The following is a 21,038-nucleotide window of genomic DNA, read 5'->3' as shown; positions in this document are numbered from 1 at the left end:
CTGACACTGTAGGAGCTGTCGAGTAGAACGAGGCTGCGATCTTTTGATTTTGTTTTTTAAATCAAGATCAACAGATCGCAGCCTCGTTCTACTCGACAGCTCCTACGGGGATTTCGACTCATCACCCACAAAAAAACCGCATCGCTGCGGTTTTTTTGTGTTTGCCGATCGTGTCAGACGAACAAAGACAACAGCAGGATGAAGCCCAGGCCCACCACGGACAGGATGGTTTCCATCGCAGTCCAGGTCTTGAAGGTTTCCGCCACGGTCATGTTGAAGTACTGCTTCACCAGCCAGAAACCGGCGTCGTTGACGTGGGACAGGATCAACGAACCGGCACCGGTAGCCAGTACCAGCAACTCACGGTTCACGCCCGGAATCATCCCCACCACCGGCACCACGATGCCCGCACCAGTAATGGTCGCCACAGTTGCCGAACCGGTCGCGATGCGGATCACCGCCGCCACCAGCCAGGCCAGCAGGATCGGCGAGATCTGTGCATTCACCGCCATATGGCCGATCACATCACCCACACCGCTGGTCACCAGCATCTGCTTGAAGCCGCCACCGGCACCGATGATCAGAATGATCGCGGCGGTCGGTGCAAGGCTTGCATCGAGCCATTTCATCATTTGACTGGAACCGATGCCCTGCTTGTAGCCGAAGGTATACAGCGACAGCAGCAATGCCAGCAGCAACGCCGAAATCGGGTGACCGATCAGGTCCATGAAAGCGCGGAAGATGTTGCCATCGGGCAGCACCACGTCGGCAAATGTCTTGAGCAGCATCAGGAATACCGGCAGCAACACGGTCACCAGCGTGATGCCGAAGCTCGGCAGTTCAGCCGAATCCGTCTCGCGCGATAGTTGATCCACCAGCTCCTGGTTCGGATGACCGGGAATGTGCTTGGCAATGAACGTACCGAAAATCGGGCCAGCGATGATGGCCGTTGGCAGCGCAACGATCAGGCCGTACAGAATGGTTTTACCAATGTCGGCACCGAACACACCGATGGCCAGCAGCGGACCCGGGTGCGGCGGCACCAGGCCGTGTACCGCGGACAGGCCAGCCAGCAGCGGGATACCGATCTTGATGATCGACACACCAGTGCGACGGGCCACGATGAACACCAGCGGAATCAGCAGTACGAAGCCGATTTCGAAGAACAGCGGAATGCCGACCAGGAACGCGGCGAACATCATCGCCCACTGCACCTTGTCCTTGCCGAAGGCGCGGATCAACGTCTGCGCAATTTGATCCGCACCGCCTGATTCGGCCATCATTTTGCCGAGCATGGTGCCCAGCGCCAGGATGATCCCGACGAAACCGAGTACCCCACCGAAGCCATCCTGGAACGCCTTGATGATAGTGCCGATAGGCATGCCGGACGTCAGCCCGAGGAAGGCGGCGGCGATGATCAGTGCGAGGAATGGGTGCAACTTGAACTTGGTGATCAGGACGATAAGCCCGATCACTGTGACCACTGCGTCTAGCAGCAGGAATGACTCGTGGGACATGCCAAACATGGGGGGTGTCTCCGTTGTTTGTTGTTGTTATGAAAGCAATTATTCAAATGCCGTCAGGACAGCGCTATCTTTTGGAGCAAAATCAACCGGCGAGTTTCAAGCCGTGATCGAGCCACCAACGGTGGGCCTGAGCAGCCAATTCATCGACGCTATGGCTGGACGCATCCAGAGCCAGGGTCAGGGGCTCACCAATGGGCGATTCAAGTGTGGCGAACTGACTGTCGATCAAGGTCGACGGCATGAAGTGCCCCGGCCGATGAGACACACGATCGGCAGCGACTTCGGGGGTCAGCTCGAGGAAAACGAAGCCCAGGCCCGGCAAGGCACTGCGCAAGCGTTCGCGGTAACTGTGTTTGAGGGCAGAGCACGTCAGCACCGGGCGTTCACCCTTGGCATCGATGCGGCGCAGCTCATCGCACAGGCTGTCGAGCCAGCCGGCACGATCTTCGTCGTTCAGGGGGATACCCGCGCTCATCTTTTCGATATTGGCGGCAGGGTGGAAAGTGTCGCCTTCAATGGCGGTCGCGCCGCTAAGCTGGCACAGGGACTGGCTGACGCACGTCTTGCCGCAACCGGCAACGCCCATGATGACCAGGGCGGTGATGGGATGATTCATGTAACACCTCAGCGCGCAGACAGCGCTACCTTTGCTACGTAAGACTCAAGTGCAAAAGCAGAAGTTGCCGACGCCTTCTTGTCATTTTTGTGGGTTGCAGCATGTTCGTTCTCGAAGCCAAAAAGCGAGGATCAGGCAAACCTCGTTCACGCATTTGCAGCTGCATCGAGACAGCGCTACCTTAGTGCCTTGAATTTTGTTTGGCAAGCCGTCCGATGAATACCCCTAAAAACGATAAAAATACTCGCACCACTGGCCGCCCTACCCTCAACGAAGTCGCGCGCCTGGCCGGTGTCAGCCCGATTACCGCCTCCCGCGCCCTGCGCGGCGTCAGCACGGTGGCCACCGAACTGGTGGAAAAAGTCCAGAAGGCCGCCCTCGACCTGAACTACGTGGTCAACCCCGCCGCCCGCGCCCTGGCCTCGGCCCAGAGCCATTCCGTGGTGGTTTTGGTGCCGTCATTGTCCAACCTGCTGTTCATCGACACGCTGGAAGCCATTCATCAGGTTTTACGACCAAAGGGCTTCGAAGTGCTGATCGGCAACTTCCATTACTCGCGTGATGAAGAAGAAAACCTGCTGCGCAATTACATGGCTTATCAACCTCGCGGCCTGTTGCTGACCGGTTTCGACCGCACCGAAAGTTCGCGGCGGATGATCGAGGCCAGCAACATTCCGTGCGTGTACATGATGGAACTGGACAGCGCGGCCGGGCTCAATTGCGTCGGTTTCTCGCAAGTCGCTGCCGGCGAAACCGCAGCCGGGCATTTGCTGTCACGCGGTCGCAAGCGCCTGGCCTACATCGGCGCGCAACTCGATCAACGCACGCTGCTGCGCGGCGAAGGTTTCCGTCGCGCGCTGCAAAAGGCCGGTTTGTATGATCCAGCACTGGAAGTGCTGACACCGCGAGCTTCGTCGGTGGGTCTGGGCGGCGAATTGTTCCTGCAACTGCTCGCAACCCATCCGGACGTCGATGCGATCTTCTTCGGCAACGACGACCTGGCCCAGGGCGCGCTGCTCGAAGCGTTGCGCAATGGAATCAAGATCCCCGAACGCGTGGCGATCCTCGGCTTCAACGACCTGCCTGCATCAGAGCACATGGTGCCGCGCCTGAGCAGCATCAGCACCCCGCGCGAAGCCATTGGCCGTCGCTCCGCAGAGCTGATGCTGACCTTGCTGGCTGGCAATTCAGTGACCAAACCGGTGCAGGATATGGGATTTGAATTGAAGGTACGCGAGAGCACCTGACTCGCGACCATTCCCACGCTCCGCGTGCTAGATTCCGATACCTGGAACAGCAAACGGAGAAGCTCAATGGGACATACGCTGAAGATTTTGGGTCGGGCCTCGTCAATTAACGTCAGAAAAGTCCTGTGGACCTGCGACGAACTGGGCGTTTCCTACGAACGCGAAGACTGGGGCAGCGGTTTCGCATCGACACAGCGCCCGGAATTTCTCCAGCTCAACCCCAACGCACAGGTGCCGGTGCTCATCGACGAAGCCGGCGTCTTGTGGGAGTCCAATACCATCTGCCGGTATCTGGCCGGTAAACACCAAAACACTGACCTGTTGCCCATCGAACCGGCGGCCCGCGCTCGCGTGGAGCAGTGGATGGACTGGCAAGCCACCGAACTCAACCCGTCGTGGGGCTACGCATTTTTTGCGCTGGTCCGGCAATTGCCGAACTTTCAGGATACGCAACGGATTGCTGATGGCGTTCGCGGCTGGAACGCAAAAATGGGCATCCTCGAACAGCAACTCGCGGCGACCGGAGCATATGTCGCCGGACCGCAGTTCACACTGGCCGATATCCTCATCGGATTGTCGGTCAACCGCTGGCGGATGACCCCGATGGATCGCCCGGACTACCCCGCCGTCGACGCCTATTGCCAACGACTGGCGCTGCGGCCGGGGTTCATGGAACACGCTTGCAATGGCGTGCCATAACGCCAAATCCGCCCCCTCTGCTTTTTCATAAAAGAGAACCCCATGAACGGACTCAACGTACTGCTGACCGGCGCCTGCGGCAGAATCGGCAGAACCTTTTTCGAAGCTTCGCAGGACCGCTACACCTTCGTGCTGACGGATCGAATCGAACCCGACTTCAATGTCGATCCACCGCATCGCTTTGTACGCCAGGACCTGTCCGACCTCACCGCCATAAGCGAAGTGCTGAAGGGCATCGACGTCATCGTGCATCTGGCTGGCATCCCTCACGCCACCGCCTCTTTCGATGAGTTACTGCCCAACAATATTCTGGCCACCACTTACCTGTTCGAAGCCGCCGTGGCGGCGAATTGTAAACGGTTGGTGTTCGCCAGCAGCGCGCAGACCATCGAGGGTTATCCGGTGGACCGGCAGATCACACCGGGCATGCAGGTGATGCCGGCCAATCTGTATGGCGTCAGCAAGTGTTATGGCGAAGCCTTGTGTGCGTTCTACGCTGCCAAACACAACCTATCGAGCATCGCCATACGCATCGGCGCTTTCGAATTTGCGGACCGTCACGAATTGACCAACGCTCGTGACCTGAGCGCATGGCTCAGCCCTCGTGATGCGGTGCAGTTACTGCAACTCTCGGTAGAGGTCAAAGGTGTGCAACACCTGATCGCCCACGGTATTTCCAATAACCGTTTCAAACGCCTGGACCTCAGTGAAACTACCCGGGTGTTGGGTTACAGGCCGTTGGATGATGCGTTTCAGGAGTTCGACATTCCCATCGGGTGATCTGCAAGCATCCTCAACAACGCCCGCACCGCCGCCGAAGGTTCTTTGTCGGGCGCGACCACCAAGGCAAATTCGCGATCGATACGCGGCATCAAAGGCATTACACGCAGGCCTTGGCGATGGGGCGGCAAGGTCATTTCCGGTACCAGGGTCACGCCAATGTTTTCCCGCACCAGGGTAAACGCACTGCTCCACTCTCGCACCTCGGCCCGTATATCCACCAGTTGCAGCCCGGCATCGGCGGCCAGGCTGCGGGCATTGGTCGAACAACCGCCCGTGGCCAGCACGAAGGGTTGCTCCGCCAGTTCTGCCAATGAAACGCCCTTGTCATTCGAGCGGCGCGCCAAGGGGTGGCCACCGGGCAGCACCGCCACCCAGGCATCACGCCCCAGACGACCAGCGCTGCGCGCGGGCGCAGGGTTCAACACCACGCCGACATCCACCAGCCCGTCACTGAGCAACGTTTCCACTTCATCGTCGCTGACCTCCAACGCCACCACTTGAATGCCGGGATACAGCCGATTGAATTGGCGTAGCAGTGGCGGCAGTAAGGTCGCCAGCACCAACGGAAAACTGGCCAGGCGAATCGTCCCGCGCTGGATATCCTTAGTGGCGTCGACGGTGCTGCGTATGTTCTCGAGAGCGCCGAGCATGGTTCGCGCCTGTTCGATCACAGGCAAGCCAATGGCGGTCGGCAAGGTATGACGGTTTTCCCGGCTGAACAGCTGAACGCCCAGGGTTTCTTCGATCAAGGCCAACGCCTGACTGGCACCGGACTGGGTCATTCCAACCCGTTCGGCGGCCCGGGTGATGTTGCCGGTATCGGCCACCGCCACCACCATTCGCCAGTGCATCAGGTTCATCATGGCAGTAGCTTTCCTAATGGCAGTTTTCTGAAAGATTAATTTTACCGAGCGTGCCGCGCACTATGACACTGGCGCAAATCCGCAACCAGAGCCCTGCCCATGAAGTTGTATTACGCCCCGCAAGCCTGCTCATTGGCGCCGCACATTGTGCTGCGCGAACTGGATTTGCCGTTCGAGTTGATTCGCGTCGACAACAGCACCAAGCAGACCGTCACCGGAGAGGATTTCCTGGCCATTAACCCAAAAGGCTATGTCGCGGCATTGCAGCTGGATAACGGTGATGTGCTGACCGAAGGCCCGGCGATCCTGCAGTACCTGGCAGATCTACGACCTGAGGCGGACCTGGCACCGACGAACGGGACGTTCGAGCGGGTGCGTTTGCAGGAATGGCTGAATTTCGTTTCTACCGAGATTCATGGTGGGCTGGGTTGGCTGTTCAATTCGCAGTTTCCGGATGAGGTGAGGACGCTCATCAAGGAGAAGCTGTTCAAGCGCTTCGCCGTGTTGAGCAAGACGCTGGAGCGGCAGGATTACTTGATGGCCGGTGGATTCGGCATCGCTGATGCGTATCTGTTTACGGTGTTGCGCTGGACTCAGGGGTTTGACATCGATCTGAGTGAGTGGCCTGCATTGGCGCGATTTCAGGCGAGGGTTGATATGCGGCCAGCCGTGAAAGGCGCGCTGGCTGCGCAATGGGCGTGAGGCGTTAAATCAACCGCGAGTAGGGTTTAGACTTGAAAGGAGATCAGGTCTTGATCGGAATTTCTTGCAGATTTTTCGGGGGTATTTCGTTAGACCTGCAGCAGGAGCCCGAGAACCCGGGCTCCTTTGACGTGGGGATCAGTGGCCGAACACGCCCACCTTCTTGGCCTTCTTGTCCGCACGTTTTTCATCGGCGGTTTTAGCCGGTTTCTTCTTTGCCGCTTTCTTTGAATCCATGCCTTTGGCCATGATACATACTCCACTCATACGGGACGTGAGATCAGGTATACACCTATCGCGGCGCCCGCGTTCTTTTATAATCACCCGCTTTGCGCACTGACAGTCCAGGCCCATGCCCAACACCCAGTACTCCTTGCTCGATGAGCCGTTATGGCCGTTGATGAACAAGTTTTACCGCGCCCACCAATCGTCAATGAAAGCAGTCCGCGACGCTCGCCTGTGGGTCGCAAAACGCGATGAGATCATTGCGGCGTTATGTTTGCGGCCAGTGGCCGGCGGGCATTGGCTGACCGGGCTGTTCGTCGACCCGCGCTGTCGCGAGCAAGGGATCGCCGCGACGTTGATCGCCCACGCCATCAAGCACCTCGAAGAACCCGTCTGGTTGTTCTGCCATCCGGATCTGCGTGGCTTTTATGAGCGTCGCGGTTTTACCTTCGACCCGCCCCTGCCCTACGCCATGGCTGAACGGTTGAGCCGTTATGCGCGCAGCAAACCGATGATTGCGATGGGGTTTGAACCAGATTAGAAAATCAAAAGATCGCAGCCTTCGGCAGCTCCTACAGGGTTTTGTGTACACCCGTAGGAGCTGCCGAAGGCTGCGATCTTTTAGCGATTTAATCGTCCGCCGCAGGGTCCAGATCCGGAAACATCACTTCGGTAAACCCGAATTTGCTGAAATCACTGATGCGCGACGGGTACAGCCGGCCGATCAGGTGATCGCATTCATGCTGCACCACCCGCGCATGAAATCCCGAGGCAATGCGCACGATCGGCTCGCCCTTGGGATCGAAGCCTTCATAGCGAATCTGCTGATAACGATTCACCGCACCGCGCAAGCCCGGCACCGACAGGCAGCCTTCGAACCCCTCTTCAAGGATCGGGCTCAATGGCGTGATCAGTGGATTGATCAGAATCGTCTGCGGCACCGCTTCGGCGTCCGGATAGCGTTCGCTGTGTTCGAAACCAAAGATCACCAGTTGCAGGTCGACACCGATCTGCGGCGCGGCCAGGCCCACCCCGCCTACGCTTTCCATGGTCTGGAACATGTCGTCGATCAACTGCCACAACTCAGGGCTGTCGAACATTTCTGTTGGCACCGGTGAGGCAATGCGCAGCAGGCGTTCATCACCCATTTTCAGAATTTCACGGATCATTTCAGGGCTTCGTCAGTGGTCGGCTTGATTGAGTGGTCGCGTCCCAATCCCGATACGTGGTGTTTGGGTTCTTCGGGCACCTTTTCGCCAGGTTTCTTGCCTTCGGACGACATGTGTTCGATCACTGCATTCATTTCCGCGCCGAGCAACAGCACCGCGGCGGAAATATAGAAGTACAACAGCAACACGATGATCGCGCCGATACTGCCATACATGGCATTGTAGTTGGCGAAGGTTTTGACGTAGAAACCGAAGCCCAGCGAAGCGATGATCCAGACCACCACAGACAACACAGCACCCGGGGTGATGAAGCGAAACTCTTGTTTGACGTCAGGCATGACGTAATAAATCAGCGCCACCGCCATCATCAACAGAACCACAATCACCGGCCAGCGAACAATGGTCCACACGGTCACGATAAAATCTTCGAGGCCTACTTGTGAGGCAATCCAGCCCATCACCTGCGGCCCGAGCACCATCAGTGCGGCGGCGATCAGCAACATGCCGGCGATGCCGATGGTGTAGAAAATCGACAGCGGGAAACGTTTCCAGGCTGGACGGCCTTCGACCACGTCATACGCGGCGTTCATCGCGCTCATCATCAACCGTACACCAGCGGACGCGGTCCACAGGGCGATGACGATACCTACCGAGAGCAACCCCCCTTTGGACTGCTGAAGCTGGTCGATTACCGGGTTCACCTGCTCCAGCGCCTGGGGTGGCAGAACCAGTTCCGATTGCAGGCGCAACCAGGAAAAGAAATCCGGCAAGTGCAGAAAACCGATCAGGGCGATCAGGAAGAGGATGAAAGGGAACAGCGAGAACAACATTTGATAGGCCAGCGCCGAGGCATAAGTCGACATTTCATCGGCGATGAACTCGGTAACCGTGCGCATCATCACCCGATGCAGGGGCAGACCTTTCATGGTTGGAAAAAACATTAGCGTCTCCTTTCGCCGCAAAAAGGTTGAAGTCGTGGCGACTCAGGGGCCGTTTTCTACAACAAAGTAGCCTACTTGGCGACTTTGAAACAATCTAAGGGTATATCTCGCCTATCCAACACAAAAACGGCCATCTTCGGATGGCCGTTTCTGTTACTCGTCAAATGCCGGATTACGCCTTATCGATGCCTTTTTTGAGAGCATCCTTGGCTTTGCCGACTGCTTGCTGGGTTTCGCCTTTCTTCTCCTGCGCCACGCCTTCGGCGCGCATCTTGTCATTACCGGTGGCCTTGCCGACGCCTTGCTTGACGTTGCCGGCCGCTTCGTTTGCCATGCCTTTAACTTTATCGCCCGTGCTGCCCATGGTATTTCTCCTGTGAACATTTCAATGGGGAAAGTGGTTACACAAGGATTGACCGAGGGTCTTTGCGCGGAGTTTCATTTATTTATTAACCGGACATTTCGCAGGTTGGGCTTTATGTTTGCAGCCTTTGCCCCGAGAATGCGCCACGTATTCAGGCCATGGCGCTGAAGATCCAATCCCGTAGGAACGTTATGAAACTCGATAAAAAGCAGGCCATTGCCCGCAGAAACCAGGAACTCGGCGGTGCTGTGCTTGGCGTCAACAACTGCCATTTCACCGAACTGAACCGCAACCGAAACATTTTCTGGTTCGATATTCCGGTTGCACGCCTGGCCGTTGGTCAGTACGAATGGATTCATTTGCTGATGCACACCCCGGATACCGACGAACTGCTGCACCTTAAAGTGCCGACGGTTTTCCTGCGCGAAAAACTCGAAGGTCTGGTGGTGCGCAACCAAGGCAAGCGCAAGGCAGCCCTGAGCCTGGAACTGAGCGCCGACAAGGACTCCTACTTGCAGGACATGCGCCCGGGCGGTACCAACGTCAACTTTGCGCAATTCCACCAGTAACAGCAGAAGATCGCAGCCTTCGGCAGCTCCTACATAGATCGCGCATACTTGTGGAATATCGGGTGTACTCGGTCAATGTAGGAGCTGCCGAAGGCTGCGATCTTTTGATCTGCTTTCACCACAACAAAAAGCCCCGCATCTGCGGGGCTTTTTGTTGGTTAGGCGCTGACTTTCTTCACGCCGAGCTTCTTCAGCTCTTCGTCGCGCAGTTCGCGGCGCAGGATTTTGCCGACGTTGGTGGTCGGCAGCGCATCACGGAATTCCACGGCTTTCGGCACTTTGTAACCGGTGACGTTGGCGCGCATGTGCTCCATCACCTGATCCTTGGTCAGGGTCACACCCGGTTTGGCGACGATAAAGATCTTGATCGCCTCGCCCGACTTCTCGTCCGGCACACCAATGGCCGCGCATTGCAGCACGCCCGGCAGAGTCGCCAGCACATCTTCAAGCTCATTGGGATACACATTGAAACCGGAGACCAGGATCATGTCTTTCTTGCGATCGACAATGCGCATGTAACCGTCGGGCTGGATCAGCGCAATGTCACCGGTCTTCAACCAGCCTTCGCTGTCGAGTATTTCATCGGTGGCGTCCTGACGCTGCCAGTAGCCCTTCATGACTTGCGGACCTTTCACACACAGTTCACCGATGGCGCCCAGCGGCTGTTCAACACCGGCATCGTCGATGATTTTGCACACCGTCGATGGCACTGGAATACCGATGGTGCCGATCTGGATGTTCTGGCTCGGGTTCACTGTGGCCACCGGGCTGGTTTCGGTCATTCCGTAACCTTCGCAGATCGGGCAACCGGTAACGGCTTTCCAGCGTTCGGCCGCGGCCAGTTGCAAGGCCATGCCGCCGGACAGAGTGATTTTCAGGCTGGAGAAATCCAGCTTGCGGAACGCTTCGTTGTTGCACAGCGCGACGAACAGCGTGTTCAGGCCCACGAAGCCGCTGAACTTCCACTTCGACAGTTCCTTGACCATCGCCGTCAGGTCGCGCGGGTTGCTGATCAGAATGTTGTGGTTGCCGATCAGCATCATCGCCATGCAATGAAAGGTGAACGCATAGATGTGGTACAGCGGCAGCGGAGTGATCAGGATCTCGCAACCTTCATTGAGGTTGGAACCCATCAGCGCTTTGCACTGCAGCATGTTCGCCACCAGATTGCGATGGGTCAGCATCGCGCCTTTGGCTACGCCGGTGGTGCCGCCGGTGTATTGCAGCACGGCAACGTCGCTGCTGGCCGGGTTGGCTTCAGCCACTGGCTGGCCATGGCCCTTGCGCAACACATCATTGAATTTGATGGCCTTGGGCAAGTGATACGCCGGGACCATCTTCTTCACGTACTTGATGACGCTGTTGATCAGCAGGCGCTTGAGCGGCGGCAGCAGGTCGGCCACTTCAGTGACGATCACATGCTTGACGCCGGTTTTCGGCACGACGGTCTGGGCCAGATGTGCCATGTTGGCCAGGCAGACCAAGGCTTTGGCACCGGAATCGTTAAATTGGTGTTCCATTTCCCGCGCGGTGTACAGCGGGTTGGTATTGACCACGATCAGCCCGGCGCGGATGGCACCGAAAACGGCGATTGGGTACTGCAGCAGATTGGGGAGTTGCACGGCGATTCGATCGCCTGGTTGCAAATCGGTATGCTGTTGCAGGTAAGCGGCAAAGGCACCGGACAATTCGTATAGCTCACCGTAGGTGATTGTCTTGCCCAGGTTGCTGAATGCCGGTTTGTCAGCGAAGCGTTGGCAGGATTGCTTTAACACTGCCTGAATATTCGGATACTCGTCTGGATTGATCTCGGCAGCAATTCCAGCTGGGTACTTATCCTTCCAAAAGTCTTCGATCATGGAAGCCCACTCCTCAGCAACGCGAATTCAAATACCGCATTTGATGCGATTATTATTGGTGTTTGATTATTGGTGAGTCTGGCTTTTAACAAGGCCGAGAAGTCACAAAGCGCGCCGAGAGTAGCAGCTTTGCCAAGGGCCGACTAGAGCCAAAAACGGCCCACATAGTCACTTTAATGACTCAAGACAAACAAGCAGTCATTTTAGAGCAAAAATTCTATACAGCCTTAAAAGCCCCGTACTTTGGGCCCCTTCCCTTAAAAGCATCGCGGGCAAGCCCCAATGCCAGTCAGTTAAGCAATCCATGTGGGAGCGGGCTTGCTCGCGAAGAGGGCGTGTCAGTCGACATTAATGTCGCCTGGCACACCGCTTTCGCGAGCAAGCCCGCTCCCACAGGTTTCGCATGCTTAACTGACTGGCATTAGGGCAAGCCCGCTCCCACAAGTCCGTGTCGTACACACTCTTTGTGCACAACACTAAACTTGTGGGAGCGAGGCTTGCCCGCGATCCGCACGAAGCAGCCATTCAACGATCAGGCGATCTCTCGTAACTCCCGCCGCAGAATCTTGCCCACCGGCGTCATCGGCAACGACTCTCGCAAGACGATGTGCTTGGGGACTTTGTACGCCGTGAAGTTTTCCTTGCAGTAGGCCTTCAGCTCTTCAAGGCTGACACCTGATTCACGGGCCACCACAAACAACTTCACCGCCTCCCCCGAACGCTCGTCCGGCACGCCGATCACCGCGCAGTTGGCGACTTTCGGGTGAGCCATCACCACGTCTTCGATCTCGTTCGGGTACACATTGAAGCCCGAGACGATGATCATGTCTTTCTTGCGATCGACGATGCGCACAAAACCGTCCGGGTCGATCACCGCAATGTCACCGGACTTGAACCAACCGTCGGCGTCCAGCACTTCGTCAGTGGCTTCGGGTTTCTGCCAGTAGCCTTTCATGATCTGCGGGCCCTTGATGCACAGTTCGCCACGCTCGCCCAGCGGCTGCTCGACGCCTTCATCGTTGATCACTTTCAGGCTTGTGCCTGGCACCGGCAGGCCAACCGTGCCGATGCGCGACTTGTCGCCGTAGGGATTGGTGCAGGCCACCGGCGAGGTTTCAGTCAGGCCGTAACCTTCAGTGATGCGGCAACCGGTGAGCTGTTCCCAGCGCTCGGCCGTGGCCTTGACCAGCGCGGTACCACCGGAGTTGGTGAGTTTGAGGCTGGAGAAATCCAGAGTCTTGAAGTCGGGATGGTCCATCAGCGCCACGAACAGCGTGTTGAGCCCCAGCAGCGCCGAAAACCGCCAGTTCTTCAGTTCCTTGATGAAGTTACCGATGTCCCGTGGATTGGTGATCAGCACGTTGTGGTTGCCGGTCACCATCATGCACATGCAGTTCGCCGTGAATGCATAGATGTGGTACAGCGGCAGCGGCGCGATCATCACTTCCTGGCCTTCGCGCAGCAGCGGCTGGCCGTCGGTGCCGAATTGCCCAAGACACGCGCGCGCCTGTTGCATGTTCGCCACCAGATTACCGTGGGTCAGCATCGCCCCTTTGGCCAGGCCAGTGGTGCCGCCGGTGTATTGCAGCACGGCGATGTCGTCGAGGCCGACCTTCAGTGGTTTGATGCCCAGGCCCCGGCCCAGACGCAGCGCGCTCTTGAAGGAAATCGCCTGCGGCAAGGAATAGTCCGGCACCATCTTTTTGACTTTGCTCACCAGGGTATTGACCAGCCAGCCCTTGGCGGTGGGCATCAAGTCGCCCATCTTCGCTTCGATCAGGTACTGAATGTCGGTGTCGGGCAGCACTTCCTGGACCTTCTGTCCGAACACGTTCAGGTACACCAGCGCCCGGGCACCGGAGTCCTTGAACTGATGACGCATCTCCCGCGCGGTGTACAGCGGGTTGGTATTGACCACGATCAGCCCGGCGCGCAAGGCACCGAACACGGCAATCGGGTAATGCAGGACGTTGGGCATCTGCACCGCGATGCGATCCCCCGGCACCAGGTCGGTGTGGGCTTGCAGGTAACCGGCAAACGCGGCGCTGTAGCGTTCCAGTTCGGCGTAGGTCAGGGTCACGCCCATGTTGCTGAACGCCGGGCGGTCGGCAAATTTCTTGCAGGAACGCTCGAACACCTCGATCACCGACTTATAGGCCCCAAGGTCAATATCCAGGGGCACGCCGGCCGGGCGCTTGTCATTCCAGAAATCAGGTTGCATTGTTCTTGTCCTCTTTACCTGAGCCTATCCGAGCCGCTTTGCGTCCTTTATCAAAAACAGAAAGCAAAAAAGCGGTGCTTCCCGGACACTAGCAGCTATAACGAATCAGGCAAATATGCGCACGATCGTCATTGATCGCGTGAATCTTGCTGCCCAGCCGAGGCCTGATCAGACGGTAGGCGACGGGATGCGCTATACAATGCATCGAGGCTGTTTTCCACCCGGCAGCCTCATGCAGCCCAACGCAAAGGAATCGCCATGATCCACGACACTTTCTGGCTGACCGCGAGTGACCGCAGCCGCCTCTTCGTCAACCAGTGGCTGCCGGCCGCGCCACTCAAGGCGGTGATCCTGCTGGCCCACGGCATGGCAGAACACAGCGGTCGTTACACCCGCCTGGCGCAAGCCTGCTGTGATCGGGATTACGGTGTGTATGCGCCCGACCTGCGCGGACATGGCAAAACTGCCGAAAACGGCACCTTGGGCCATTTCGCCGATGATGATGGCTGGTGCAAAGTGGTCGGCGACCTGGCCAGCCTTAACCAACATATCGGCCAACAGCATCCCGGCGTGCCGATCGTGTTGCTCGGCCACAGCATGGGCAGCTACATCGCCCAGGCCTATTTGCTGCACCACAGCGCCAGCCTGCACGGGGCGATTCTCAGTGGCTCGAACTTCCAGCCCGTGATGCTCTATCGCGCAGCGCGACAGATAGCTCGCCTCGAACGCCTGCGCCAAGGGCCCAAAGGGCGCAGTGCGCTGATCGAATGGCTGTCGTTTGGCTCATTCAACAAGAAATTCAAACCGGCGCGCACGCCGTTCGACTGGCTGAGCCGCGACCCGGCCGAAGTCGACAAATACGCCAATGACCCGCTCTGCGGCTTTCGCTGCACCAATCAACTGTGGATCGATTTGCTCGGCGGCTTGCAGCAAATCAGCAAAGCGTCCAATCTCGCCCAGATCGATCCGGGCCTGCCGCTGCTGGTGATCGGCGGCGAATGTGATCCGGTGAGCGAAGGCAAACGTCTGAAAGATCTGGCCCACGCCCTGCGCGACGCTGGCTGCCAGAACCTGCAGCTGACTATTTACCCGCAGGCCCGGCATGAACTGTTCAATGAAATCAATCGCGATGAAGTGACTGCCGATGCGCTGAACTGGATCGCCCAGGCCTTGAGCGCTCACCGGCCACCCAGGACCGAATAGTTTTTTTTGTGGATTTTTTTAATTCGTCACAGGAATCGAGACAGATGACCCAGGTTACCAATACGCCTTACGAAGCCCTCGAAGTCGGCCAGACCGCCAGCTACAGCAAGACCGTCGAAGAGCGCGATATTCAGTTGTTCGCCGCAATGTCCGGCGACCACAACCCGGTGCACCTGGACGCCGAGTTCGCCGCCGCCAGCATGTTCAAGGAGCGTATCGCCCACGGCATGTTCAGCGGCGCGTTGATCAGCGCTGCGGTGGCTTGCGAGTTGCCAGGGCCGGGGACGATTTATATCGGTCAGACGATGAGCTTTCAGAAGCCGGTAAAGATTGGCGACACGCTGACTGTGCGCCTGGAAATTCTCGAGAAACTGCCGAAGTTTCGTGTACGCATCGCTACCCGGGTGTTCAACCAGCGCGATGAGTTGGTCGTGGATGGCGAGGCAGAGATTCTGGCGCCGCGCAAGCAACAGACCGTGACGTTGCCGACGTTGCCGGCGATCAGCATCGGCTGACCTCACCGCTCATCAGTGGCCCGGATGGGCTTTCTGCGGGGGCTTCTTGTGGCGAGGGAGCTTGCTCCCGTTCGGCTGCGAAGCAGTCGTAAAATAGCTGCCACTGCGCCTGATCAGGTGCGTCGAGGCGTCCGATTTGGGGGCGCTTCGCACCCCAGCGGGAGCAAGCTCCCTCGCCACAGTGGACCGCAGCGCTGCGATTATTGATGCCCCTCCTGCACCTGCACACTCGCCGTCATCCCCGCGCTCAAACTGATCCCTTCAGGCAACGTGTCGAGCTTGATCCGCACCGGAATCCGCTGCGCCAGGCGCACCCAGTTAAATGTCGGTTCCACCTCGGCCAGCAACTGCCCATCGGGCGTGGTATTGCGGTCGGTAATCCCGCGACTGATGCTTTCGACGTGCCCCTGCAACGCCTCCCCGGCGCTCATGAGCCAGACCTTGACCGGATCGCCGACGCGAATTCGCGGCAGTTTGGTTTCTTCGAAATACGCCTGCACATAAAAGGTCGAATCGTCGATCAACGCCATCACCGGTTGCCCGGCATTCACGTAATTACCCTGTGCCAGACGCAGGTTGGTGACGTGACCGCTGCGCGGCGCATGCACCTCGCTACGAGTCAGGTTGAGTTGCGCGACCTTGGCTTCAGCCTGAGCTTCGCGCAATTCACCCCGGGCGATGCCAGCATTGATTTGCGCGTTCTCGCGCAGTTCGGCGCTGATCGCCTGTGGCCCGAGACTGGCTCGGCGGCTGGCTTCGTGTTCACGCAATCCGAGTTGCTGCTGACGGGTCTGCACCACCGCTTGCGCCTTCTCCAGCGCGGCTTCGAAACGATCACGGTCGATACTCAGCAACACATCGCCAGCCTTGACCTGTTGGTTATCGAAAGCCTTGAGCTCTCGCACCCAGCCAGACACGTCGGGGGCGATGACTACGACGTCGGCGCGGATCCGCGCGTCGCGTGTCCAGGGCGTCAACATGTAGTACTGCCACAGATGGAAGCCGGCAAAAATTGCCAGCGCCGTCAGGCTCAGGGTTATCGCGACACGTACGGATGTACGCATATTCAACTCCTTTATAAAGGCCCGAGGACGACGGTGATCAAGGTCAATACACAGACGTACAAGGCGCAATCAAACAATGCTTCGTGCCAGATCCAGCGACCGACCGGGGTCAGGCGCAAGACCATGCGCAACGCTCCGGTCACCAGCAACGCCAGCAACACATCAATCAGAAACGGACTGAGCAGCACGCCGCCCACCGACCACTCACGCAAGCCCATGGCTTTGCTCCTGTTGGTGACACCAGGCACGCCAGCTGCTTTGCAATTGCAGCACCGCGCCCTGGGCGAGTTTCACCGCGTCGCTGGGCGGCAACGCGTACAAGGTTTTCAATAACGCTTCGCTGGGTTGCGCCAGCGCCTCGGCGCGATTGCCGGCCGGGCCTTGCTCGAGGATTTTTTCCAGTTGCTCGAGATAACGCCGCTGGGGCGCACTGACCGGCACCTGGGCGGCCGCCAGACTCAAACGCAAATGCAGCAACTCATCGCCGATGTCCAGGCCGAGCAAGCCGTCATCCCAGCGGCTGCGCGCCGGCTCCGGCAACTCGGGATAATGCCGCGCCAGTTGTAGCAAACGGTCGGCCATGCGCCCGCCGAACCAGCTTTCGGCACCGCGTAGATTGCGTCGGGTGAGACGCACCAGATCGGCGAGGGTCGCCGCCAGCAAGCGTCGGCCATGCCATGTCGGGTTACGCATGATCAGCAAGCGAAACGCCAATACGGCAGCGCCGACACCGATCAGCATGGCCTGAGCGCTATTGAAGAAATTCGCGACATCGAACTTCATCGTGTTCAGCGGTGAAACCAGCACAATAAAGTGCAGACAGAAGGACGTGGCCGTGGCGCCGATCTGCGGATTGGCCATGCCCAGCGCGCCGAGAAACAGCGGCACGCCCATGCCCATGCACAGCAGCGCAAACCCGCTCCATTGCGGCAGCAAAATCTGCCCGACGATAAACGCCGATGGAATCGCCAGCAGGATGCCACGCAGAAAGCTCATGCCGATTTGCGCCCCATTCTCGCGGCTGGCAAACAGACTGCACACCACACACGTCAGCACCAGAGCGCCCGACGCCGCAGGCCATGCCGTCGCCAGCCAGAAACCCGACACCACCAGAAACGCCAGCGCACTGCGCGCGCCAAAGACCAGTGCCAATGACAGGTCACGGTGCGGCGTCAGGGTTCTCGGCGGGTCGACCGTTTCACGCCCCTCCTGCACCGCCTTCAATGCAGTACAGGCCGCCATGGCGGTATCAAGCAACAAAGTGAAACGGGCCAGACAGTAACTTTGCGCGGCGCTGATGCGTGCATCGTGGGAGGCGTCGAGCAATCTCGGGCGCAAGGCTTGCAACTGCGCGGTATCACAAGCGCCAATCGCTTCTTGAACCTCGGTCATCCATGGCATCAGTTGCTCGGCTTCGAGCAGTTCCAATTGATTCCATTGACGGCGTACCGAACGGGCGATGCGCAACAGCATCAACAGCTTCTGACTCAAACCGCTGATGGCCCGCGCTCGTTGCCGACCGAGGCTACCTTCAAACCAGGCATGCTCGCGCTGGGCATCGACCGCGACGATTTTCCCGAGTATTTCCAGCAAGCCTTTACGCGCCTGAGCGTCGCCGGCCAACGTCGCACGCGCGGCATTCATGCCGCTTTGCCAGGCTGCCCGGGCCTGGTCCGCCAGTTGCCGTTCGACCCGCAATGGCCAGAGCAACGCACTGGCAGCGGTGGCGCAGAGAATTCCCAGGCAGATTTCCGTGCAGCGCGCCACGGCTTGATCGAACACTGTCAGCGGATGGGTAATGGCTGGCAATGCGATGATCGCCACCGTGTAACCGGCCAACACGAAGGAATAGGACCAGGCGCTGCGCAGCAAGGTCGAACTCGCCGTACACAGCCCGAGCCACAACGCCAACGCCAGCAAAAACAGCCAGGGCGTCTGAGCGAACAGGCCCATGAACACCACCGACATGATCGTCCCGACCAGCGTACCCAACAGCCGTGCCAAACCCTTGTGCACCACCATCCCGGACAACGGTTGGGCGACGATAAATGCCGTCATCAACGCCCACGACGGTTGCTCCAGCCCCCAGCGCAACGCCAGCCACAGTGCCAGGCCGCCGCCGATCAAAGTCTTGATCGCGAACTGCACGGCGCGGCGGTCAGGCGCAAACAACGCCTGCAAAGTGATAGGCACGTAGGACACTCTTGAAAGGACGGTTTAACGATAGCCGGGTTAGGCGGGATAATTTGAATGACAAATTATTAGCTAGCTATCTATATCCCGTCCAGTGTTAAATCCCGAACATAAAAAAACGCCAGACTGGCTGGCGTTTTTGACAGGTAACGAACGTTTATGAGCGTGCGCGAGCCTGGTTACGCAGGGCTTTCACCTGGTCATGGTTGCGTTGCACGCCATGGTACTGACGCTCGACCATGTCACGAATGCTCACCAGGTTGTGTTTGTTGATTTTTTCCAGTGCGTCCTTGTAAACATTCAGCGCATGATCTTCACCGCGTTCGGCTTCGTTCAACACCGCTTCTTCATCCTTGCCGGTGAACATCGCCTTCACGTCGACCCAGCGACGGTGAAGGTCGCCGCTGACACTGGTGGAGGTTTCCGGATCACCGCCCAAGGAACGCACAGCGGCCTGCAACTCCGCAGCGGCTGCAGCGCAATCGGCGGAGCGCTGAACGAACAGGTTTTTGAGTTCTGGATGCTTGATGTCTTCAGCGCAAGTCTTGAACCCTTCCTGACCGTCTTTACAGGTTTCTATCAGGTCGTTGAGTACAGAGATCGCTTCTTTATTAATGTCGGTCATTTTTCAGTTCCTTGCGGTTGATGAAAGATGCATTAAGTAGTTGCAGCCTGCATGCCAGCTTTGAATTGATGACTTTCTACTTATATTTCAATTGCTTAGATTTTAGCGAGGAATCTGTATGTAAATCCGCTTTTTTTGCATGATCTGTCATTTGGCCTGCATGCAGAATGCCTGTATTTTCCAGACTGCCTTGAATCAAGATGACTGATGATGAATCCCGAAAAGCTCGAACTGCTGATTACCCGCGAAATGCCCTTCGGCAAATACAAGGGCCGCATCATCGCTGACCTGCCCGGTCAGTACCTGAACTGGTTCGCTCGCGAAGGTTTCCCCCACGGTGAACTGGGCGGTTTGCTGGCTTTGATGCAGGAAATCGACCACAACGGTTTGTCGGAACTGCTCGAGCCCCTACGCGCCAAACACGGTAAACCCGCGCCTCGCCACTGACCCGCCCTATCTCGCCGAGTTGCTCATGCCCGATAACACCCGCCGTACCCGCGATGAAGCCTTTTGGCAAACCTTTGCCGACCGTTACGCTGTCGAACCCGGCCCCCTGAACCTGGAAAATGGTTATTTCGGGCGCATGTCGCGCACCGTGGTCGAGGAGTATCAGCGCAACATCGAACTCATCAACCGCGGCAACTCGGTGCATGTGCGCCAGCGCTTCGAACAGGGCGAAAGCGTTAAGATTCGTGCGCAGCTGGCCGAGCTAATTGGAGCCCCCGCCGAAGCCGTTGCCTTCACCCGAAACGCTTCGGATGGCCTGCAATCGCTGATCCGCAACTACAATCGCCTGGCACCGGGCGATCAGGTGCTGATGGGCGATCTGGAGTACGACACGGTCAAGGGCGCGATGCGTTGGCTGGCACGCTATCGAGGGGTGGAAGTAATCGAGATCGAACACCGCCACCCCGCCAGTTTCGACAGTTTACTCACCACTTACCGCGAAGCTTTCGTGCGTTATCCGCGCCTGAAGCTGATGGCACTGACCCACGTCACCCATCGCACCGGACTGGTCATGCCGGTGCAGGCGATTGCCGCTGCCGCCAGGGAACATGGGATCGATGTGATCCTCGACGGCGCCCATGCTCTCGGTCAGATCGAGTTCGATCTCGAGAAACTGGGCATCGCTTTTGCGGGCTACAACTTGCACAAGTGGATCGGTGCGCCGCTGACGCTGGGCTTCATTTACATCGCCCCCGAGCGCCTGGCCGATATTGACCCGGACATGGGCGAGATGCATTTCCCGGTCACCGACATTCGCGCCCGCACGCCCTACAGCACACCCAATATTCCGGCCCTGCTGACCCTGCCGTTGGTGTTCGAAGAACATCACGCCATGGGCGGTTCCGTCGCCAAGGGCATGCGGCTCAATTACCTGCGCAACCGATGGGTCGATGCCGTTCGGGGGTTACCGGGCATTGAAGTCATGACCCCGGATGACCCACACCTGTATTGCGCCATCACCTCGATGCGCTTTACCCGGCATGCCGATCAGCAGGCGCTGGTCGAGCGCCTGCTCAACGACTACAACCTGTTTACCGTGATGCGCAGCGGTGCCGCCTGTGGCCCGTGCATCCGCATCACGCCGGGCCTCACCACCACCGCAGCCGACATGGATTGGCTGGCACGGGCGCTGACTGAATTGCGCTGA

22 protein-coding genes are annotated in these 21,038 nt (G+C 58.2%); 10 read left to right on the top strand and 12 right to left on the bottom strand.

The window, feature by feature from the left end:
• Window positions 1–173 precede the first annotated feature (173 nt).
• Together ABH909_RS10460 and ABH909_RS10455 are read right to left on the bottom strand one after the other, a co-directional pair.
• Complete coding sequence (locus ABH909_RS10460; RefSeq protein ID WP_007902445.1) at window positions 174–1,526, bottom strand: GntP family permease; 1,353 nt, start codon at window positions 1,524–1,526, stop codon at window positions 174–176.
• Window positions 1,527–1,608: 82 nt separating this feature from the next.
• Window positions 1,609–2,142, bottom strand: a complete 534-nt coding sequence (locus tag ABH909_RS10455) for a gluconokinase (RefSeq protein WP_429432865.1) — start codon at window positions 2,140–2,142, stop codon at window positions 1,609–1,611.
• Window positions 2,143–2,357: 215 nt separating this feature from the next.
• Here ABH909_RS10455 and ABH909_RS10450 point away from each other — a divergent pair, with 215 nt between their 5' ends.
• The 3 genes from ABH909_RS10450 to ABH909_RS10440 all read left to right on the top strand — a co-directional run bounded on the left by ABH909_RS10450 (window position 2,358) and on the right by ABH909_RS10440 (window position 4,868).
• On the top strand, window positions 2,358–3,389 hold the full coding sequence (locus ABH909_RS10450; protein ID WP_008069112.1) for a LacI family DNA-binding transcriptional regulator: 1,032 nt from the start codon (window positions 2,358–2,360) through the stop codon (window positions 3,387–3,389).
• A gap of 66 nt (window positions 3,390–3,455) precedes the next feature.
• Window positions 3,456–4,088, top strand: a complete 633-nt coding sequence (locus tag ABH909_RS10445; RefSeq protein ID WP_429432863.1) for a glutathione S-transferase family protein — start codon at window positions 3,456–3,458, stop codon at window positions 4,086–4,088.
• 42 nt (window positions 4,089–4,130) lie between these two features.
• Entirely contained in the window at window positions 4,131–4,868 is a 738-nt protein-coding gene (locus tag ABH909_RS10440; protein WP_429432861.1) for an NAD-dependent epimerase/dehydratase family protein, read from the top strand.
• Here the strand turns inward: ABH909_RS10440 and ABH909_RS10435 are convergent.
• The gene (locus ABH909_RS10435) at window positions 4,841–5,734 is read right to left on the bottom strand and encodes a LysR family transcriptional regulator (RefSeq protein ID WP_429432859.1); all 894 of its coding nucleotides are present in this window, start codon (window positions 5,732–5,734) and stop codon (window positions 4,841–4,843) included. The two genes, ABH909_RS10440 and ABH909_RS10435, sit on opposite strands and share 28 nt — an antisense overlap.
• A gap of 99 nt (window positions 5,735–5,833) precedes the next feature.
• On the opposite strand from ABH909_RS10435, the gene gstA reads away from it, so the two are divergent.
• Both gstA and ABH909_RS10425 read left to right on the top strand, forming a co-directional pair.
• A complete protein-coding gene (gene gstA / locus ABH909_RS10430; RefSeq protein WP_429432857.1) occupies window positions 5,834–6,436 on the top strand; it encodes a glutathione transferase GstA in 603 nt (200 codons plus the stop codon).
• A gap of 352 nt (window positions 6,437–6,788) precedes the next feature.
• The gene (locus ABH909_RS10425; protein WP_429432855.1) at window positions 6,789–7,202 is read left to right on the top strand and encodes a GNAT family N-acetyltransferase; all 414 of its coding nucleotides are present in this window, start codon (window positions 6,789–6,791) and stop codon (window positions 7,200–7,202) included.
• A gap of 88 nt (window positions 7,203–7,290) precedes the next feature.
• Here ABH909_RS10425 and def read toward each other — a convergent pair whose 3' ends face one another.
• The 3 genes from def to ABH909_RS10410 form a co-directional block, all read right to left on the bottom strand.
• The gene (gene def, locus ABH909_RS10420; RefSeq protein ID WP_429432853.1) at window positions 7,291–7,830 is read right to left on the bottom strand and encodes a peptide deformylase; all 540 of its coding nucleotides are present in this window, start codon (window positions 7,828–7,830) and stop codon (window positions 7,291–7,293) included.
• Window positions 7,827–8,771 (bottom strand): YihY/virulence factor BrkB family protein, encoded by a 945-nt coding sequence (locus ABH909_RS10415; protein ID WP_429432851.1) that lies wholly within the window; start codon window positions 8,769–8,771, stop codon window positions 7,827–7,829. Before ABH909_RS10415 ends, def begins: the two co-directional genes overlap by 4 nt.
• 172 nt (window positions 8,772–8,943) lie before the next feature.
• Complete coding sequence (locus ABH909_RS10410) at window positions 8,944–9,135, bottom strand: CsbD family protein (RefSeq protein ID WP_429432849.1); 192 nt, start codon at window positions 9,133–9,135, stop codon at window positions 8,944–8,946.
• Between the two features lie 191 nt (window positions 9,136–9,326).
• Between ABH909_RS10410 and ABH909_RS10405 the strand changes: the two genes are divergently transcribed.
• On the top strand, window positions 9,327–9,704 hold the full coding sequence (locus ABH909_RS10405) for a hypothetical protein (RefSeq protein WP_429432847.1): 378 nt from the start codon (window positions 9,327–9,329) through the stop codon (window positions 9,702–9,704).
• Between the two features lie 158 nt (window positions 9,705–9,862).
• On the opposite strand, the gene fadD1 is transcribed toward ABH909_RS10405, so the two are convergent.
• Both fadD1 and fadD2 read right to left on the bottom strand, forming a co-directional pair.
• Window positions 9,863–11,563 (bottom strand): long-chain-fatty-acid--CoA ligase FadD1, encoded by a 1,701-nt coding sequence (gene fadD1 / locus ABH909_RS10400; protein ID WP_429432845.1) that lies wholly within the window; start codon window positions 11,561–11,563, stop codon window positions 9,863–9,865.
• A gap of 532 nt (window positions 11,564–12,095) precedes the next feature.
• Window positions 12,096–13,784 carry a long-chain-fatty-acid--CoA ligase FadD2 gene (fadD2, locus tag ABH909_RS10395; RefSeq protein WP_429432843.1) on the bottom strand — a complete coding sequence of 563 codons (1,689 nt, stop codon included), beginning with the start codon at window positions 13,782–13,784 and terminating at the stop codon, window positions 12,096–12,098.
• Between the two features lie 258 nt (window positions 13,785–14,042).
• On the opposite strand from fadD2, the gene ABH909_RS10390 reads away from it, so the two are divergent.
• The gene (locus ABH909_RS10390; protein WP_429432841.1) at window positions 14,043–14,987 is read left to right on the top strand and encodes a lysophospholipase; all 945 of its coding nucleotides are present in this window, start codon (window positions 14,043–14,045) and stop codon (window positions 14,985–14,987) included.
• A gap of 44 nt (window positions 14,988–15,031) precedes the next feature.
• Window positions 15,032–15,502, top strand: coding sequence for a MaoC family dehydratase (locus tag ABH909_RS10385; RefSeq protein WP_007902410.1), 471 nt, complete (start codon window positions 15,032–15,034; stop codon window positions 15,500–15,502).
• A gap of 200 nt (window positions 15,503–15,702) precedes the next feature.
• On the opposite strand, the gene ABH909_RS10380 is transcribed toward ABH909_RS10385, so the two are convergent.
• The 4 genes from ABH909_RS10380 to ABH909_RS10365 all read right to left on the bottom strand — a co-directional run bounded on the left by ABH909_RS10380 (window position 15,703) and on the right by ABH909_RS10365 (window position 19,384).
• The gene (locus ABH909_RS10380) at window positions 15,703–16,566 is read right to left on the bottom strand and encodes an efflux RND transporter periplasmic adaptor subunit (protein WP_008069141.1); all 864 of its coding nucleotides are present in this window, start codon (window positions 16,564–16,566) and stop codon (window positions 15,703–15,705) included.
• An 11-nt stretch (window positions 16,567–16,577) separates the two neighbouring features.
• Window positions 16,578–16,784: a DUF1656 domain-containing protein gene (locus ABH909_RS10375; RefSeq protein WP_008069143.1), complete on the bottom strand. Its 207-nt coding sequence runs from the start codon at window positions 16,782–16,784 to the stop codon at window positions 16,578–16,580.
• Entirely contained in the window at window positions 16,771–18,759 is a 1,989-nt protein-coding gene (locus ABH909_RS10370; protein WP_429432838.1) for an FUSC family protein, read from the bottom strand. The genes ABH909_RS10375 and ABH909_RS10370 overlap by 14 nt, the downstream gene beginning before the upstream one ends.
• A gap of 157 nt (window positions 18,760–18,916) precedes the next feature.
• Window positions 18,917–19,384 carry a ferritin-like domain-containing protein gene (locus tag ABH909_RS10365; RefSeq protein ID WP_429432836.1) on the bottom strand — a complete coding sequence of 156 codons (468 nt, stop codon included), beginning with the start codon at window positions 19,382–19,384 and terminating at the stop codon, window positions 18,917–18,919.
• A 210-nt stretch (window positions 19,385–19,594) separates the two neighbouring features.
• On the opposite strand from ABH909_RS10365, the gene ABH909_RS10360 reads away from it, so the two are divergent.
• Both ABH909_RS10360 and ABH909_RS10355 read left to right on the top strand, forming a co-directional pair.
• Window positions 19,595–19,831 (top strand): DUF3820 family protein, encoded by a 237-nt coding sequence (locus ABH909_RS10360; RefSeq protein ID WP_007949456.1) that lies wholly within the window; start codon window positions 19,595–19,597, stop codon window positions 19,829–19,831.
• Between the two features lie 25 nt (window positions 19,832–19,856).
• Window positions 19,857–21,038 (top strand): aminotransferase class V-fold PLP-dependent enzyme, encoded by a 1,182-nt coding sequence (locus ABH909_RS10355; RefSeq protein WP_429432834.1) that lies wholly within the window; start codon window positions 19,857–19,859, stop codon window positions 21,036–21,038.

The organism is Pseudomonas sp. BS3782 TE3695 (genome assembly GCF_050435305.1).
GTDB lineage: Bacteria > Pseudomonadota > Gammaproteobacteria > Pseudomonadales > Pseudomonadaceae > Aquipseudomonas.
This window is presented reverse-complemented; position numbering and strand designations above follow the sequence as displayed.

Excerpts from the sequence above, each read along its gene's own strand:
- ABH909_RS10390 (WP_429432841.1), top strand. The coding sequence starts at position 14,043 with ATGATCCACGACACTTTCTGGCTGACCGCGAGTGACCGCAGCCGCCTC.
- ABH909_RS10425 (WP_429432855.1), top strand. The coding sequence starts at position 6,789 with ATGCCCAACACCCAGTACTCCTTGCTCGATGAGCCGTTATGGCCGTTG.
- ABH909_RS10410 (WP_429432849.1), bottom strand. The coding sequence starts at position 9,135 with ATGGGCAGCACGGGCGATAAAGTTAAAGGCATGGCAAACGAAGCGGCC.
- fadD1 (WP_429432845.1), bottom strand. The coding sequence starts at position 11,563 with ATGATCGAAGACTTTTGGAAGGATAAGTACCCAGCTGGAATTGCTGCC.
- gstA (WP_429432857.1), top strand. The coding sequence starts at position 5,834 with ATGAAGTTGTATTACGCCCCGCAAGCCTGCTCATTGGCGCCGCACATT.
- ABH909_RS10415 (WP_429432851.1), bottom strand. The coding sequence starts at position 8,771 with ATGTTTTTTCCAACCATGAAAGGTCTGCCCCTGCATCGGGTGATGATG.
- ABH909_RS10455 (WP_429432865.1), bottom strand. The coding sequence starts at position 2,142 with ATGAATCATCCCATCACCGCCCTGGTCATCATGGGCGTTGCCGGTTGC.
- ABH909_RS10445 (WP_429432863.1), top strand. The coding sequence starts at position 3,456 with ATGGGACATACGCTGAAGATTTTGGGTCGGGCCTCGTCAATTAACGTC.
- ABH909_RS10360 (WP_007949456.1), top strand. The coding sequence starts at position 19,595 with ATGAATCCCGAAAAGCTCGAACTGCTGATTACCCGCGAAATGCCCTTC.
- ABH909_RS10380 (WP_008069141.1), bottom strand. The coding sequence starts at position 16,566 with ATGCGTACATCCGTACGTGTCGCGATAACCCTGAGCCTGACGGCGCTG.
- fadD2 (WP_429432843.1), bottom strand. The coding sequence starts at position 13,784 with ATGCAACCTGATTTCTGGAATGACAAGCGCCCGGCCGGCGTGCCCCTG.
- ABH909_RS10460 (WP_007902445.1), bottom strand. The coding sequence starts at position 1,526 with ATGTTTGGCATGTCCCACGAGTCATTCCTGCTGCTAGACGCAGTGGTC.
- def (WP_429432853.1), bottom strand. The coding sequence starts at position 7,830 with ATGATCCGTGAAATTCTGAAAATGGGTGATGAACGCCTGCTGCGCATT.
- ABH909_RS10375 (WP_008069143.1), bottom strand. The coding sequence starts at position 16,784 with ATGGGCTTGCGTGAGTGGTCGGTGGGCGGCGTGCTGCTCAGTCCGTTT.
- ABH909_RS10450 (WP_008069112.1), top strand. The coding sequence starts at position 2,358 with ATGAATACCCCTAAAAACGATAAAAATACTCGCACCACTGGCCGCCCT.
- ABH909_RS10435 (WP_429432859.1), bottom strand. The coding sequence starts at position 5,734 with ATGATGAACCTGATGCACTGGCGAATGGTGGTGGCGGTGGCCGATACC.
- ABH909_RS10405 (WP_429432847.1), top strand. The coding sequence starts at position 9,327 with ATGAAACTCGATAAAAAGCAGGCCATTGCCCGCAGAAACCAGGAACTC.
- ABH909_RS10365 (WP_429432836.1), bottom strand. The coding sequence starts at position 19,384 with ATGACCGACATTAATAAAGAAGCGATCTCTGTACTCAACGACCTGATA.
- ABH909_RS10355 (WP_429432834.1), top strand. The coding sequence starts at position 19,857 with ATGCCCGATAACACCCGCCGTACCCGCGATGAAGCCTTTTGGCAAACC.
- ABH909_RS10440 (WP_429432861.1), top strand. The coding sequence starts at position 4,131 with ATGAACGGACTCAACGTACTGCTGACCGGCGCCTGCGGCAGAATCGGC.
- ABH909_RS10385 (WP_007902410.1), top strand. The coding sequence starts at position 15,032 with ATGACCCAGGTTACCAATACGCCTTACGAAGCCCTCGAAGTCGGCCAG.